Annotated in this window: 14 protein-coding genes; 6 read left to right on the forward strand and 8 right to left on the reverse strand. The window is 57.8% G+C overall.

All coding sequences use genetic code 11. The features are described 5' to 3' along the window. Window positions 1–280 precede the first annotated feature (280 nt). Together ACFQS4_RS03540 and ACFQS4_RS03545 are read left to right on the forward strand one after the other, a co-directional pair. A complete protein-coding gene (locus ACFQS4_RS03540; protein WP_497902323.1) occupies window positions 281–1,204 on the forward strand; it encodes a DMT family transporter in 924 nt (307 codons plus the stop codon). 347 nt (window positions 1,205–1,551) lie between these two features. Beyond that, entirely contained in the window at window positions 1,552–2,730 is a 1,179-nt protein-coding gene (locus ACFQS4_RS03545) for a calcium:cation antiporter family protein (RefSeq protein ID WP_497902324.1), read from the forward strand. Between the two features lie 369 nt (window positions 2,731–3,099). Here ACFQS4_RS03545 and ACFQS4_RS03550 read toward each other — a convergent pair whose 3' ends face one another. Next, the gene (locus tag ACFQS4_RS03550) at window positions 3,100–3,552 is read right to left on the reverse strand and encodes a methyltransferase family protein (protein ID WP_497902325.1); all 453 of its coding nucleotides are present in this window, start codon (window positions 3,550–3,552) and stop codon (window positions 3,100–3,102) included. 417 nt (window positions 3,553–3,969) lie between these two features. On the opposite strand from ACFQS4_RS03550, the gene ACFQS4_RS03555 reads away from it, so the two are divergent. Then, window positions 3,970–4,524, forward strand: a complete 555-nt coding sequence (locus tag ACFQS4_RS03555; protein ID WP_497903137.1) for an OsmC family protein — start codon at window positions 3,970–3,972, stop codon at window positions 4,522–4,524. Between the two features lie 276 nt (window positions 4,525–4,800). On the opposite strand, the gene ACFQS4_RS03560 is transcribed toward ACFQS4_RS03555, so the two are convergent. The 3 genes from ACFQS4_RS03560 to ACFQS4_RS03570 all read right to left on the reverse strand — a co-directional run bounded on the left by ACFQS4_RS03560 (window position 4,801) and on the right by ACFQS4_RS03570 (window position 6,481). Further along, entirely contained in the window at window positions 4,801–5,154 is a 354-nt protein-coding gene (locus ACFQS4_RS03560) for a DUF7344 domain-containing protein (RefSeq protein WP_497902326.1), read from the reverse strand. 75 nt (window positions 5,155–5,229) lie between these two features. Then, on the reverse strand, window positions 5,230–5,895 hold the full coding sequence (locus ACFQS4_RS03565) for a helix-turn-helix domain-containing protein (RefSeq protein WP_497902327.1): 666 nt from the start codon (window positions 5,893–5,895) through the stop codon (window positions 5,230–5,232). A gap of 316 nt (window positions 5,896–6,211) precedes the next feature. Then, window positions 6,212–6,481 (reverse strand): DUF7571 family protein, encoded by a 270-nt coding sequence (locus ACFQS4_RS03570; RefSeq protein ID WP_497902328.1) that lies wholly within the window; start codon window positions 6,479–6,481, stop codon window positions 6,212–6,214. 180 nt (window positions 6,482–6,661) lie between these two features. On the opposite strand from ACFQS4_RS03570, the gene ACFQS4_RS03575 reads away from it, so the two are divergent. Both ACFQS4_RS03575 and ACFQS4_RS03580 read left to right on the forward strand, forming a co-directional pair. After that, window positions 6,662–6,868, forward strand: a complete 207-nt coding sequence (locus ACFQS4_RS03575) for a cold-shock protein (protein ID WP_004978121.1) — start codon at window positions 6,662–6,664, stop codon at window positions 6,866–6,868. A 267-nt stretch (window positions 6,869–7,135) separates the two neighbouring features. Next, window positions 7,136–7,939, forward strand: a complete 804-nt coding sequence (locus ACFQS4_RS03580) for an alpha/beta fold hydrolase (protein ID WP_497902329.1) — start codon at window positions 7,136–7,138, stop codon at window positions 7,937–7,939. Window positions 7,940–8,092: 153 nt separating this feature from the next. Here the strand turns inward: ACFQS4_RS03580 and ACFQS4_RS03585 are convergent, their stop codons facing one another. Next, on the reverse strand, window positions 8,093–8,821 hold the full coding sequence (locus ACFQS4_RS03585) for a hypothetical protein (protein WP_497902330.1): 729 nt from the start codon (window positions 8,819–8,821) through the stop codon (window positions 8,093–8,095). A gap of 421 nt (window positions 8,822–9,242) precedes the next feature. Here ACFQS4_RS03585 and ACFQS4_RS03590 point away from each other — a divergent pair, with 421 nt between their 5' ends. Further along, window positions 9,243–9,998, forward strand: coding sequence for a hypothetical protein (locus tag ACFQS4_RS03590; protein WP_500192143.1), 756 nt, complete (start codon window positions 9,243–9,245; stop codon window positions 9,996–9,998). Window positions 9,999–10,420: 422 nt separating this feature from the next. Here ACFQS4_RS03590 and ACFQS4_RS03595 read toward each other — a convergent pair whose 3' ends face one another. The 3 genes from ACFQS4_RS03595 to ACFQS4_RS03605 form a co-directional block, all read right to left on the reverse strand. Further along, window positions 10,421–11,557: a flavin-containing monooxygenase gene (locus ACFQS4_RS03595; protein WP_497902332.1), complete on the reverse strand. Its 1,137-nt coding sequence runs from the start codon at window positions 11,555–11,557 to the stop codon at window positions 10,421–10,423. Between the two features lie 158 nt (window positions 11,558–11,715). Continuing rightward, window positions 11,716–12,528, reverse strand: coding sequence for a helix-turn-helix transcriptional regulator (locus ACFQS4_RS03600; protein WP_497902333.1), 813 nt, complete (start codon window positions 12,526–12,528; stop codon window positions 11,716–11,718). 383 nt (window positions 12,529–12,911) lie between these two features. Further along, window positions 12,912–13,847: an alpha/beta hydrolase gene (locus ACFQS4_RS03605; protein ID WP_497902334.1), complete on the reverse strand. Its 936-nt coding sequence runs from the start codon at window positions 13,845–13,847 to the stop codon at window positions 12,912–12,914. Window positions 13,848–13,982 lie beyond the last annotated feature (135 nt).

Consider the following 13,982-nt stretch of genomic DNA (forward strand, 5'->3'; position numbering starts at 1 on the left):
TAAATAGAGAAATGGTGGTCTCTGGTCCTTCTGCAGGGCAAGCACTCCTGCTTTCGTTAACTGATAGCCACCTCTGCTTAGTATACTGATTGATCTGTATCACTACACTAAGCGGCTCTCTCACTGCTGCATTTGCGCTGTGTATCTTGCACGACCCGAATCATCTACCGAGAATCTGTCAAAGAGAGAGATTACTGAATACAGAGGACGAGTTCAGGATCGCTCCACGTTCCCTTCATCGCGCCGACAGGGGTATCTCCTCGGGGAGCATACCGTGCCTATGTCTGCCCAGAGAGCTGCTGGGCTCTTTCTGTTCATGGGGGTGGCGTTCGGCGCCGCCTTCCCGGCGATCAAGGCTGGATTAGCCGACGCGCCGCCACTGCTGTTCGCGGCTCTGCGGTACGACCTGGCGGCGCTGCTGCTGCTCGCCTACGCTGCGTTCGTTCTGCGGGACTGGCGGCCCCACCGGCGCGCCGACTGGCTGGCCGTTCTCGCGGGAGGTGTGCTGTTCTTCGGGTCATCAGGCTTTCTCTACCTCGGTCAGCAGTACACGACCGCCGGCGTCGCGGCGATCATCTACAGTCTCGGCCCCATCCTGACGGTCGTCCTCGCGTGGGTGCTATTGCCCGCCGAGCGTCTCTCCCGACGGGCGCTGGTCGGCGTCCTCATCGGCCTAGTGGGGGTCGTCCTCGTCGTTCGCCCGACTCCTGAAGCGCTGTTCAGCGACGGCTTCCGGGGCAAGCTGCTGGTGTTGACGGCCATCACGGGCGTCACGCTCGGATCGATCGGGATCCGCAAGAGCGGGTCGCACATGCCCGCAGCGACGACTACGGGCCTCTCGCTGGCGCTGGGCGGCGCAGTGCTCCACGTCGGGAGTCTCCTGTCGGGCGAACCCCAGGCGGTCGCCCTCACCCCGACGTTCATCGGATCGTACCTCTACCTCGCGATAGTCGCCACCACGATGGGTTTCGTGGCGTACTTCTCGCTGCTAGACCGGGTCGGGCCCCACCAGGCGAACCTCGTCGTCTATGTCGTCCCCGTCGTCGCCACCATCGTCGGGTGGGCCTGGCTGGGCGAGCACCTGCCTGCGGTCACGTTAGCCGGGTTCTTGGTGATCTTCGGGGGCTTCCTCGTGGTCAAGTGGTCCGAACTGTCCCGGAGCGTCCAGTCCGCCTGGATCAGAGCGCGGGCCCAGCACGCCTGACGCTGATCCGGCCATTCGATAGAGTACCAGTATGTAGGTGATAATGCGGCGGATGAGTGCTGGATACACGCCCTGAGTTCAGCACACACCAAATGAATTGCCCGGCTCCTTTCAGAAACGACGTGAGCGACTCAGAGGATGTATGCAGCACAGCCAGTTCAATTATTTCGCCATCTCTGGGAGGAACCAACCGATACATACGGATGCTTACTTTCGACGCAATCCCTGCACCTGTATACGATAATTATAAAGAATTTCGCCCTCTAAAGAGCGTGCATGTAGACTTTTCCAACGGGAGAGTATACATGCATCTGTAGTTTCATATTCGGGCCCCGCGTGTGTCTCCTATGGATCGAACACGGGTACTAACCACGGGGTTCATCGTACTACTCGCCGTCTGCCTAATCGTCACCCCAGTACTCGCGCAGGAACAGGGCGAAGACGCAGAAGAAGTGGGCGGTATTGAAGGGCTCATCGAGGGCTTCGTCGAAGGTCAAGGACTACTGGGTGCATTACTCGTCCTCGCTGGCGGTGGGATCTTGCTGACGGTTTGCGTCGAGAAACTCATCAGCTATCTCACGCGCACGGCGTTCGGCTTGAAAATCTCGTTGTTCGCCCTCGCGATTCTTTTCACGGGATTCGAATTCGACGATACGATCCTCGCGCTCGTTCTGTCTGGCGGTGGTCTCGAGGGAGCGGCGCTCGGGACGGCGCTCGGAACCGGCTTAGCGATTATCGGCGTAACGCTCGCACTCGCGGCGATCATCAAGCCGTTCCCGGTCGATCTCCCGCCTGATTACGTCGCCCTCTTTGCACTGGCACCCCTTCTGTTACTTCCGTTCGTCCTTGCCGGGACACTGACCCTCGTTCACGGACTCTTACTACTCAGCGCATTTGTCGCGCTCTTCGGCTATATCATCGTCCGCGAATATCAGCGCGACATGCCCGTGTTCCGGAACACCGAACTGGGCAAGGAGATACAGGCCGATGGTGGCATAGCCCTCCCGTCAGCAGTCTCGACAATCCCCGAGGATCGCCTCTTTGGCGGTCGATCTGCCGCGGGCTGGATCTGGCTTGCTCTTTCTATCCTCGCGTTGGCGGGCATCGTAGTGGCGTCGATGATGCTGGAGGCGGGATCGGAAGTCGTGATTGACGGATTCGGCATCGAAGAGACCGTTTTCGGAGCGACCGTGCTAACGGTGATCCTCACCTTCGAGGACGTAATGCTGACGGTCGAACCGGTTCGTCGAGGGGTCCCCGAGATCGGCGTCGGGAACGTTATCGGGAGCGTTCTCTTCTCGGTGACCGCCAACGTGGGGGTGATCATGTTTGTGAGCGATCTCGAAATCTCCCGGTCGGTGCTGACGTTCCACCTGCCGTCGGTAATTCTCATGACGGCACTCGCCGCGTACTTCCTCTATGCGGGCGAACTGAAGCGGTGGCACGGGTATCTACTCGGCGGGCTTTACGTCGCCTATTGGCTGATCGCGATCCTCATATTTGGTGGCGTACCAATTAGCGGGTAGGGTACATCTTCGGTGTTCAGCGGTCGAAGTCAACGCTTCCCATGCTATTCTAGCCACCCTCTTCGAGAGGCCTAAGGCGACTCGATATAGATTGTGAGGCTTCGTTTTATTCGAGGTCACCGCGGTTGATCGCCACGATCACTACTTCGCCTGTACTGATCGATTACCTCTTCGGAGATCGAGTTAAATCTCGTGCTGCATTCGCGCTCTGTATTCAGCAAATCGTGATTGAATTATCGGGGCACTGTCAAAAATAGCGTGCTGAATACAGAGGATGTATGCACCAGTAGTGTTCGCATCTCGACTGCTTCCTCAATTCGCGCCGAAATTGAAGTGGCTATCAGGAAAGTCAGGCAAATCTCGATTTGCTTATAGATACGGGGGAACGCGTCGACGGTACGCACGATATTCCTCGCCGAATTCCTGTTCTAACCACTGCTCCTCCCGATGAGTAGCCCAGTGAGTTATGGCAATCACCGCTGGAAGAAAAAGAGCAATCCACCCGTTGTTCTTGAGCAACGCGAAGCCTGCGTAGAGCATCGTCCACCCAACGTAGATGGGATTTCGGCTGAATGAATACGGACCAGTCGTGACGAGCTGTCGCTCCCCACGACCGATAGTCTTGGCGATCGAATAGAAGGCCCACCCATTGACGAACACCCCCCATCCGATCAGTGCGAGTCCACAAATCCGGGTAATTAACCGATAACGAGTTATTCGCCACGGCCGGCGAGCATGCAGCGCACTCCCCACAACGATCCCAGCAACGTGAGGCTCCGGCAACGGAGTGTACTCCCAATATTGCCGAATAATTTGGTACATCAATCGGTATCCACGTATTCGGTCCGCAAGTCGCTTCCGCCTGCCAGGCCATACGACCCGATATTGGTCACCGGTACTATACAACTGGAGTAGGTTGAGTTCGACCTTTTCGACGATTCGACGTGAAAGATTCGCGCCTTGTATCCTAGCAGAGACTCGACTAACTACTGGACTGTTGTCAGAAGCGACATGCAAGATATAGAGGCTGTATTCATCATTGACTTACTTATTGAGAAAACACAGCGAAAACACTCGGTCATTCGCTGTGGGAAGAAAGGGTTCAACAGGAATACCTGCCCAATCCCTCATATAATATTATCAGTAGTATGGGGCTTTATACGTGCGAGTCATAGTAGTTGTACGCAATTTTACCCAACCTGGCAGGGGGTGAGAAAGTGCAAAGAGAGATACTTCAAAATGTCAATCAATAATGGCGTAGATGTAGAGCAACTCGGCCAAGCAGTCGAAGCAATTACAGCGGAATCAGCGGCCGGCCAATTCAGATTCCGAGCGGAAACCGAATGGACTGATGGCCTGCAGTGTGTCACGTCGATCAACGATTTCGATCAGGCGGGCGAGCAAATTCATACCCAGGAATTCAAAATCGAGGGTGACGAGCCGGAACAAATCCTCGGGAAGCGAGCGGCACCCAACGCGGTGGAACTCCTGCTCGCCGCTCTCGGATCGTGCCTGAGCGTCGGGTATGCAGCGAATGCCGCAGCCATGGGTATCGAACTCAATGAACTCCGGTTCGAGCTTGAAGGAGACGTTGACCTTCGGAGATTCCTCGGTATCTCCGACGATGTCCGTGCCGGGTACAACACAGTGACCTACACAGCGTACATCGACGCTGACGCATCGGATGAGGAACTCGCCGAGCTGCGTGACCGGGTCGAAACCACGTCACCGTTGATGGACAACCTCATGAACGCTGTCCAGGTCGAAACTGATCTGGTCTCGGTACAGGGATGAATATCATGTCAAAATCACTCGATGTTAGCAAACTCGAACGAGAGGTTAAATCCGTCTATTGAGATGTCGCAGAGGCGCCGACCGAAAGGTATCATTTCGAGATGGGCCGCCCGTTGGCGGAACGACTCGGCTATTCATCGGAGGGCCTTGAACGATGACGCCCCACATCGGCAGCCATCTTTCCGTCCGATGACGTGGATGGTGCCATCGAGCAGTCTCCACGCCGAATACACACCTCCACACTCATCACACATCGCCGCCACTTTCTCGCGTTCGTCACTCCCGGCCATAGGAATCGACTGTGAGCAGTTCGTGCAACTGCTCGTGGTGCGAAGCACGCTTTGAGAGCGAGACGACATTCCGGTCTCGATCGTAGCAAACGAGTTGCTCATCCGCTAATTTCGGGATTTGTGCGTGGAAGAGTTCAAGATAGATTCGCGTTACTGCATCCGCCGAAACGTCCGAAGAGGACGACCCCGTCTCTCGAACGGCGACTTCGTTGGCCAGATCAGCCAGCGCCATTGGCTTTTCGGTGGTCGACAGACTGCGGAGGGCGTGCCGACGGTGGCGATTCGCGAGCATCCTCAACACCGTATCAGCAGTTAGATGTGCCTGTTCGCACTCAGACATACTACCAACTACTCTTTCGTTTTGGATAGAGAAGAGGGTTGTATATACCGATCTATTATATATGGCGGGTCTTGGTTAGCTCTCGTCGTCGGGATGACTTACAGTCAGCGTACTCGTAATAAGATTGCGGTGCCCGTCGTGGAAACGCTTCGAGAGTGCCTGTTGTGAAATCTCCATCTGGCCTGCTAAGTCGCTCATTGTCACTGCCTGTGGGACGTCGTAGTACCCCATTTCGAGCCCTGTGACCAGTGTCTCGCGTTGTTTCGAGGTGAGTTCGTACTGGGCGCTCGCCATCGGCTGTTCCTGTTCTTTGAGACTGGTGAGGTCGAACGAGATGCCTCTGTCTTCACAGTAGGCGCGAAATTCGGAGAGTTTGTCCTGATCGTCGAACCGCATTCGAATTTCCCAGTTTTTGTCTCGACCGACCGCGCGGAGGATCGTTGCGCCGATCTCGATGTACGCATAGACGATTGTTTCGATGTTTTCAGTCCACTCAGCCCGATACAGTCTGGCTCCCTCGATCTCGTCGATCGCGGCGATGTTCTGAACGGACTCGTCGTGGTGAAAGGCGTCTTCGAACTCTGCGTGATCACCGCCACTGACCCAGAAGTAGGGCATGACTTGATCTTCGAGCGTGGCGACGACACGTTCAATCTCGACGACCATCTCCGGCGCAGCCGTCAATGAATGGTGCAGAGCGAAATCATCCGATTTGATGGAGAACTCTCCGATGACGCTCATGGGGTGACTGCGGTCCCGAGAGGAATAAGTTCGCGGGCACGAACAACTACCTCGAGCGTGGTAACTGATTCACCTGAGTTGACCGTTCTCCGATTCTCGTGGATCGTCTCTCATGTTGTGCAGCATTCGCGCCCTGTATTCAGCCGATCGTGATCAAACTACCGAGGCGCTGTCAAAAGTGGCGTGCTGAATACAGAGGGTGAGTTCAGCACGACGACTCCATCTCCTTCAGACATTTCCCACCGAACCAACGCTCAGTATGCATACCTATCGAACGATCACCTTGACGAAAATAGTGTTCGAGAGCAACTGCTGTTCAGGTGGACACGTGGCCACACGTCCAACCAGGGTCGTGACCGGTGCGGTCTATGAGATCGGACCGACACGCTGGACAGTAGTCAGGGGTAACGGATTCGCTTCGGGGAACGTACACCGCGCCGTCACACTTCACGCACGCATCCGCGACGATAGTCGCACAATCCGCACAGACGTTGAAGTCGTCAGCCGTGAGGTCGCGCAGGGGTTCGAGTTGTTTATCGAGGAGATACTCGTTGATGACCGTCTGGCAGTTCTGGCACGGTTTCATGGCGATGCATGTTATGCCTTGTGACCACACGGTAAATATCTGCCTCCGAAACCATGCTGACTGCCAGAATCCGAACGAACTGGACGCCGACCGAACCGTTCCACGTCTGTATTAAAACAGAGTCGTGGTACCGCGACGCTCGGAAGTGTTATCAGTTACCGGAGACAATGTTTGTTTGCAATGGCACACGGAAAAGTTGATTTCTTCAACGACACTGGCGGCTACGGTTTCATTTCGACTGACGACGGCGACCTCGACGACGACGAAGACGTTTTCTTCCACATGGAAGATGTCGGCGGAGAGGACCTGACGGAAGGAACTGAGGTAGAGTTCGATATCGAGTCCTCACCGAAGGGGCCTCGCGCGGCGAACGTCGTCCGGCAATAACACCGAGACACACTCGTCGCTCACAGCGGCAAACAATATTCTCGATTTTTCAGACAGTCACACGTCCCAGCTGAGGCTGTCTGTACAGCCCAGAAACACCGACATCAAAAACGTTGCGTGACCGATTCGCGCTTTGTCTCTTACAGAGACACAACGAACCGCCGAACTGCTGTCAGAAATAGCGTGCAAGATACAGAGGATGTATTCACCACCTCTCATTAGCCTGTGGCGTAGGCTTATCATCGAGTGAAGCGTACAATCATCGTTATGCCGTACGTCCAGTGTAACGGGGCAGACCTCTATTACGAGGACCACGGCGAGGGCCAACCGATCATTTTTCTTCACGGCGTGATGTGTGGTCTCAGGTTTTTCGAGCCGCAGTTAGCCAGTCTCTCGAACGAGTACCGCACAGTCGCCGTCGATTTCAGAGGGCATGGCCGATCTGAGAAGACGGAACTCGGACACACAGTCGCACAGTACGCCCGTGATCTTCACACGTTCCTCAAACAGCGAGCCCTCGAAGAAGTTGTCATGGTGGGGTGGTCGATGGGTGCGTTCGTCTCGTGGGACTACGTGAATCAATTCGGCACAGAGCGGATACGGGGACTAGTTGATGTCGATATCGAGGCATCGCGTTTTCAGTGGGATGATTACGACTACGGACTCACCGATTTGGTGGGACTGAAAGATACGCTCGCACTGGTCCAGGAAGATCAGACGAGTTTCATCCAACGCCTCACGGAGCAAGTCTTCTCAAACCCCACCACGGAGATGAGAACGTTGCAGGTCGACGAGACGTCTCGGACTCCGACCCCCATCAAAAGCGCCATCCTGTCCGATGCGCTCACACGTGATTACCGAGCAGTCCTCCCCGAGATTGATGTTCCGATGTTGGTGTGCGCCGGCGGGGACGAAACACGGGGAACGGGAACCGTCGAAGCGGTGAGACACGTCACAGACCTCGTCCCGGACGCCACGTTCGAACTCTTCGAAAACTGTGGCCACTGTCCGCCTATAGAGCAACCCGAGCGGTTCAACCGGGTAGTGAGCCAGTTCATCAACTCACTGTGACCGATACGCGCTCTGTATTCAGCAGACACTTGACGAACTACCGAACTGTTGTCAGAAATAGCGTACGAGATACAGAGGATAATCCAGCGCGACAGCGTTGCCTCTCCCACTTTGAAGTCAGTGAACTAGCCGTTTGGTAGAACGGCGAATTGATCAAAAGCATTCGAGGAGGTCGCCGTCTTCGACTGGATCGGGCGTCTCTTTTACGACCGCTCTCTCATCGCCGAAATACCGTTCATGGAGGCGGACGACTCCGGTCTCATCGACCCCGTAGACTGCCTCGTCGCTGAAATTATCATCACCGACGAAATTCCCGTCGTGTGATCTGTAATTTACGGGTGGAGCGAAACGGATGCCGATGACCGTAATCTCATCGTAGAGCTCAAGAACTCGTGTCGGATCTCCCCAATTGTCAAGGGTCTCTGCTCCAGCACCAATTACTCGGTTCCCGTACTCCGATACGGCCTTATTTTGCTGGTAGGCATCTTCGTACTCGTACACGTACTCCGTCAGCGACTCCTCGTCGAACGTACTCGGTGGCTCCGGATACGGCTTGATACCCACGCTGTGTAACTCGTCGATTTCACCGTTCGGCTTCTCTAACTCGAACGTCTCACAAACATCCCCGGTAGGTTCGGGGCGATCCGCGTTCGCACAGTTGCGACGACCGGCGATCGAGTCTGGATCGGGAAACGGCCCGTTGGTATTGTCATCTATCCACTCCGCTTTCGACGTACAGCCCGGGACAGCGTTCTCATCGGGGGAGTTTTTATCGTCCAAATTGGCTGAATTTTCACCCTGTGGATTGAGGTTGGCGATGCAGCCACCCGTCCCGAGGAGGACACTCACAGCACCCGCAACGAGGAGTTCCCGACGATTCATACTGTATTGTCTGTCAGTACGATAAGGTGTCTTAAATAGATACTCCAACCTCAAGGAGTGATTTGAGCCACAACTAATCGATACGTATCTCACCTATACTGACCGTTCGCTACCCCTCGTAAATTGCGATAGACCCTGCGACGTTCACGCCTTGTTTCTTGCAGAGACCCGACTAACTACCGAACTGTTGCTAGAAGCGTCGTGCAAGATACAGAGAATGTAACCATCACAACGACTGCGTTCTCTGTATTCCCGCTCACTCAAGACAGGCCTGTAGTAGACGATACGATTCTACCAGGGTTTGTACGTAAAACCAGTAACTATTCATTTTTGGCTAATGGAATGGCAATTGTTAACATCCCACATACCCAAGTATTACTCGGCGTTCTCTGCGAACCCCTGCTGGAAACGAGGGGTCGAGATGAACGCGCTGGAGGAGACTATGGCAACAACAAATGAAGGAACAGTCAACCAGTTGACGTCGAACACAGATACGAGTATACGGGTGGGAGGAGCCGGACTTGCGATCGGCGCCCTGCTGTTGGCGGTCGGATTCGCTCTTCACCCACCGCCCTCTCCCGATCCGGCCGAGTTCATGGCGACTATCGCCGACGCGCCGACCCAGTGGGTAGCTGCACACGCAGCAACCGCGATTGCACTTTCCATGTTCACGATAGCAGGATTGATCATGCTGACGGCCGGATCACGGCTCACCCAAACTTGGTGGACGACAACGGCGTGGGCCGTTTTAATCGTGAGTGCACTCTGGGTCACGACGGCCGCCGTAGTCGAGGCAACCGTGATTACCGAGGCCGCCATTGCCGGAGACACGGCAATGTTCGAGGCGTGGTCGAACTTCGCCGAAGCACATAGTGCTGCGTTCCTCTTCTTTGTCCTGGCGATCGCCGTGATCGCCGGCAACGAGGCCCGGAGCGTGTACCAGACGACACCCGGGTGGGCATCGTGGGTCGGTGCCATCGCGGGAGTTACAGCCTTCGGTGGGATGGTCCTCGTGTTCGGACTCGGGATCGCTCTGGGCGGCCTCGTCTGGGTGGTTTCCACGGTCGTGATGAGCCTGTGGCTGGTCTGGTTCGGCGTCACCCTGGCGCGATCCGAGGCCGGCGCGTGGACCATGTCCGAGGAACCAAAAGTCGGCGGACACGGGCCCGTTCACTGAGCACCACCCACGAACTCTCGGTGCTGGTCGATGCTGAATACGCGCCCTGGGCTTTGTATTCAGCGCGGCTGCTAAAACCTATCACCGCGTGAGGGTTTTAACGAGTCCTAATATTCACAAAACCGGCTGACGGCGGGCGTTGAGTGCAATTCACTCTAAATTTGCATGCCTGCATTCAGTAGAGCGCTTCTGGCAGTCCGTTAGTAGATCGCTGATCGCCTGCTGAAAGTAGGGTTACTTGTCTCAATGGACGGGGACTAGTGATTGTTGTCAATAGGCACCGGCGAGCAATCGTGAGGCTCGGCCACTCACCGTTCGGTTCGATCGCGAGACCCCTGCAAGTGTTCAGGGCGAACCCACCGAACCGACCTGTCTGCTCGCGACTCGATTCGGGACCGAAACCGGTCCGACGCCGAACTCGACTACGTCTGCTGTGGAAGTCCGTCCACCGATTCACTGTAGCTCGGACGAGGTGGCTGCCGTGTCCTCGACGTCAGGTGATCGACGGCGTACTCCGCGTCCCGTCCGACGCCGGTGAACAGTCCCGACGTCATCGCGTACAGGAAGAATAGGCCGACGAAGTACAGGCCTGGCTCGTTCGGGACGACGCCGCGTTCGTGGACGGGCTCTTTGGGCTGTTCCTTCCCGTCGAAGATCGGGAGGTCTATCCACGAGAAATCCGGGCGGAAACCGGTGCACCAGATGACGTTCTCGACGTCGAGGACGTCGTCGTCCCCGATGACGGGGAGACCGTCGCGGACGCCGGTCGTTCGAGGCACCCGTTCGACGCCAGCAGCGGCTAAGTCGCTCGGTTTGACCCGGACCAACTGGATGCCCTGGGACAGCATCTTCGGGCGCTTCCGGCGACCGATGGGCGTCCCCGTCGTGAAGATCCGGTGAAAGAGCACGCGCATCACGAACGGGACCCCTAGGTGACGGCCGACCCACGAGTCGATCTGGAACGGTACGTGGCCAACGTCCCGACCCGATAGCCACGTCTCGTGTCCGTCTGCGACATCGAGGGCGATCTCGGCACCGGAGTTGCCCGCCCCGACGACGAGCACGTCCCCGTCCTGGAGCTGATCGGGATTGCGGTACTCGCTCGTGTGCAACTGGACGGTATCGTCGGAGAGTTCCGCCGCGAAATCCGGGACCATCGGGATCTGATAGCTCGCCATTGCCACCACGACGTTGTCCGCCTCGATCCGTCGGTCGCCAGCGCTCACGAGGAATCTATCGCCGCTCCGTTCCAACCCGTCCACGCGGACGCCGAGTTCGACGGGCAGGTCGAACCGCTGAGCGTAGGTCTCCAGGTAGTCGGCCACCTCGTCCTTCGTGGGGAAGGCGTACGGTGAGTCCGGGACGTCCATCCCCGGCAAGCTCGAGTAGCGGGCGGGCGTGAACACCCGGAGGGAATCCCAGCGGGCCCGCCACGCGTCGCCGACGCGATCGCTCGCGTCGAGGATGACGAAGTCCTGGTCGTGCTGCTGCAGGTAGTACCCGGTCGCCAGTCCGGCCTGGCCGCCGCCGATGACGACGGTGTCGTATTGTTCGCTCATGTCTTCATTCCTCAGTAAACGTACGCGCCGGAGGGACGTGATGATGCCGCGTGCAGGATTTCACGCCCTGAAATCTTGGGTAAGCCGGGTGCCTGCGACGCCAGCGGCTCTCGGCTTACCGGTTTGCCAGTCCGATGGTAGTGGTCGTCGCGAGGGCGTCACGACGGCGCAAGGGATCCGAAGGCGGCGGGGTCTACCTGGGTCGCCTCCGCTCGAACCTGCTCGAAGGCCGAGATGGCCCACTCGCGGGCCTCTGGGGCGTCGGTGTCGATGATCGCCGTCAGTGCCCCGGTTTCGACGTCGTGGCAGCAGATGCCGGTCCGGTCGTCCACAATGCCGAGGCCACAGCGATCACCGTCGGGGAGGTGGTCGTGGACGAGGACAGTCGCGTTCTCGCAGGAGGCGATCTCCACGATCCGGTCCGGATTCCAGGCGAACGTCCCCTCCAGGGCCTCGGGCGTGAACACGTACTCGAGTGCCATTCCCTCGAGGACCGCACCGCAGGCCGTCTCGAGGTTGCTCGACTTGAAGACGATGTTGTCGAACCCGCGCAACGACGAGGTCGACGCGATGAGTTGACTGAGACGCTCGACGGGCTCATAGGGGTAACCCGGTCCGGGGTAGGAAATCACCGCGTCGGCGAAGAGGTCGACGGAGAAGTCCGGCATCTCGACCGGCAGCCACTGCCAGACGTCGCGGAGCTTCTCCTCGATCTCCATCGCGTCCCGGAGAGCCAGAAACCGGTCGGCGACGTACTCGCCGAGGGGGGTCAGTCCGTACGTGGAACCGTCTCTAACGAGCCACTTCCGCTCTTCGAAGTCGGCGAGCACCCGCCCGACGGTCGGCGAGGAGGCGCCAGTGGCCTCACACAGCTCTCGACGGTCGGTCGGTCCGTCACGCAACGTTTCGAGGACACCGATTCGGTGGGCCGATACGGCCAAGAACTGGATGTTGTCGATTCTCGCAGTCATAGACTATGTAGGCGGGCGAAGAGCTTAGCGTTTCTACCGTGGGGAGAAACAGGCGACTCTCCATTGGGGGGCCTCGGGAGAATCGAGTGGCGTGTCCTACACCTGCTTCCCGGCCCGCCCCAGTGATGGCGACACATCTCGGTCGCGGTGCTACCGTGGCAGTCGCCATTTGCTGCAATCGCGCTCTGTATGCAGCACCATCTCAGCATGCTATCGTTTTTCTGATAGCTCGAGGCTGCTGAATCCAGAGAATGGGTTCACCACGCCAGTTTCGTTCGGTTCTCGCTGATGGCAGTGAACCAGGCTCAGTATCCTCGCGAATCTATCGCGGTCACCACGTCAATCATCGATACGGAGCACGCTCGGTCGTTCTTGCCGAAGTGTTACTGTATACGCGATCGATCAGGCCGAGGAGACGGTACAAGGTGGCGGTCGAGGAAATCAACCTGGTCGCTGACCACTTCTTCGAACGCATCGCGGAACCCGTCGAAGTGTCCGATAGGGTAGCGACGCAAGTCGCTCTGCGGTGCACGGTCGGCGGCTCGCTCAATCGGCCCGACTGGCGCTATCGTGTCCTCGGTCCCAAGACAGAGTAACAGCGGGCAGCGGACGTTGGATGCCTCGCGTATCGGGCGAATCTCCACGATGGGTTGGCTCGGCTTGGCGAGGAACTCGTTGCGCCAGCGCGAGTCCTCGGCACACACGGCGTCGAATCCGGGCTCCGCCTCCGGCTGCGTCAGCATCGCCGGTGCCCCGGGCGGTCCCGTCACGGCCATCTGGATTGGCCGTCGGCCTACACTGGCGCGGACCGCAGCGGCCATGTACCGCGCGTTGTTGCGTAGGCCGTACTCCCGCGCCAGCGCTAGGCCATCGAGAATCGGGAACATCGAGACAGCCGCCGCCAGCCAGTCGTCGTGCGCCGCGACATGGACGACGTGCCCGCCGGCGAACGAGAATCCCCACACCGCGATCCGGTCGGCGCCGATTCCCTCGAGCGTTCGTGCGAAGTCTACCGCGGCGGCGAGATCGGTGCGCTGGCGCTGGTAGTCGACCAGTTGGCGGGGCTCACCGTCGCTGTCCCCGAGGTGACGGAAGTCGAACGTCAGTGTCGCGATTCCCGCGTCCACGAAGCGTTCGGCGAAGCGGGGCAACCCGTCGCGGCGGGTCAGACTGAAGCCGTTACCCATCACAACACAGGGGGTGACGTCCTCGATGCCGTCAGGACGATACAGCGTGGCAGCGCACTCCTCGTCGTCTGAGCGGAAGCGTAACTCCTCCGAGACGACTTGGCTTACATCCTGCTGTGTTGGATTTGCCATAGTTAGTCCTCCCTATTGCTGTAAATTCGTCGGTACAGCCACCGCACCTCCCGCTTGATACCGACGAATGTTGGAGCCCCATACACCATGAGGGGTGTTAACCTTTCCCACTATCCGACGAGATGTCTACGTTCC

This window comes from Saliphagus sp. GCM10025317 (assembly GCF_042663665.1).
Lineage (GTDB): Archaea > Halobacteriota > Halobacteria > Halobacteriales > Natrialbaceae > Natronosalvus.

Bases quoted from the DNA above. Each gene is read 5' to 3' on its own strand.
- ACFQS4_RS03540 (WP_497902323.1), top strand. From the start codon at position 281: ATGTCTGCCCAGAGAGCTGCTGGGCTCTTTCTGTTCATGGGGGTGGCG.
- ACFQS4_RS03545 (WP_497902324.1), top strand. From the start codon at position 1,552: ATGGATCGAACACGGGTACTAACCACGGGGTTCATCGTACTACTCGCC.
- ACFQS4_RS03550 (WP_497902325.1), bottom strand. From the start codon at position 3,552: ATGTACCAAATTATTCGGCAATATTGGGAGTACACTCCGTTGCCGGAG.
- ACFQS4_RS03555 (WP_497903137.1), top strand. From the start codon at position 3,970: ATGTCAATCAATAATGGCGTAGATGTAGAGCAACTCGGCCAAGCAGTC.
- ACFQS4_RS03560 (WP_497902326.1), bottom strand. From the start codon at position 5,154: ATGTCTGAGTGCGAACAGGCACATCTAACTGCTGATACGGTGTTGAGG.
- ACFQS4_RS03565 (WP_497902327.1), bottom strand. From the start codon at position 5,895: ATGAGCGTCATCGGAGAGTTCTCCATCAAATCGGATGATTTCGCTCTG.
- ACFQS4_RS03570 (WP_497902328.1), bottom strand. From the start codon at position 6,481: ATGAAACCGTGCCAGAACTGCCAGACGGTCATCAACGAGTATCTCCTC.
- ACFQS4_RS03575 (WP_004978121.1), top strand. From the start codon at position 6,662: ATGGCACACGGAAAAGTTGATTTCTTCAACGACACTGGCGGCTACGGT.
- ACFQS4_RS03580 (WP_497902329.1), top strand. From the start codon at position 7,136: ATGCCGTACGTCCAGTGTAACGGGGCAGACCTCTATTACGAGGACCAC.
- ACFQS4_RS03585 (WP_497902330.1), bottom strand. From the start codon at position 8,821: ATGAATCGTCGGGAACTCCTCGTTGCGGGTGCTGTGAGTGTCCTCCTC.
- ACFQS4_RS03590 (WP_500192143.1), top strand. From the start codon at position 9,243: ATGAACGCGCTGGAGGAGACTATGGCAACAACAAATGAAGGAACAGTC.
- ACFQS4_RS03595 (WP_497902332.1), bottom strand. From the start codon at position 11,557: ATGAGCGAACAATACGACACCGTCGTCATCGGCGGCGGCCAGGCCGGA.
- ACFQS4_RS03600 (WP_497902333.1), bottom strand. From the start codon at position 12,528: ATGACTGCGAGAATCGACAACATCCAGTTCTTGGCCGTATCGGCCCAC.
- ACFQS4_RS03605 (WP_497902334.1), bottom strand. From the start codon at position 13,847: ATGGCAAATCCAACACAGCAGGATGTAAGCCAAGTCGTCTCGGAGGAG.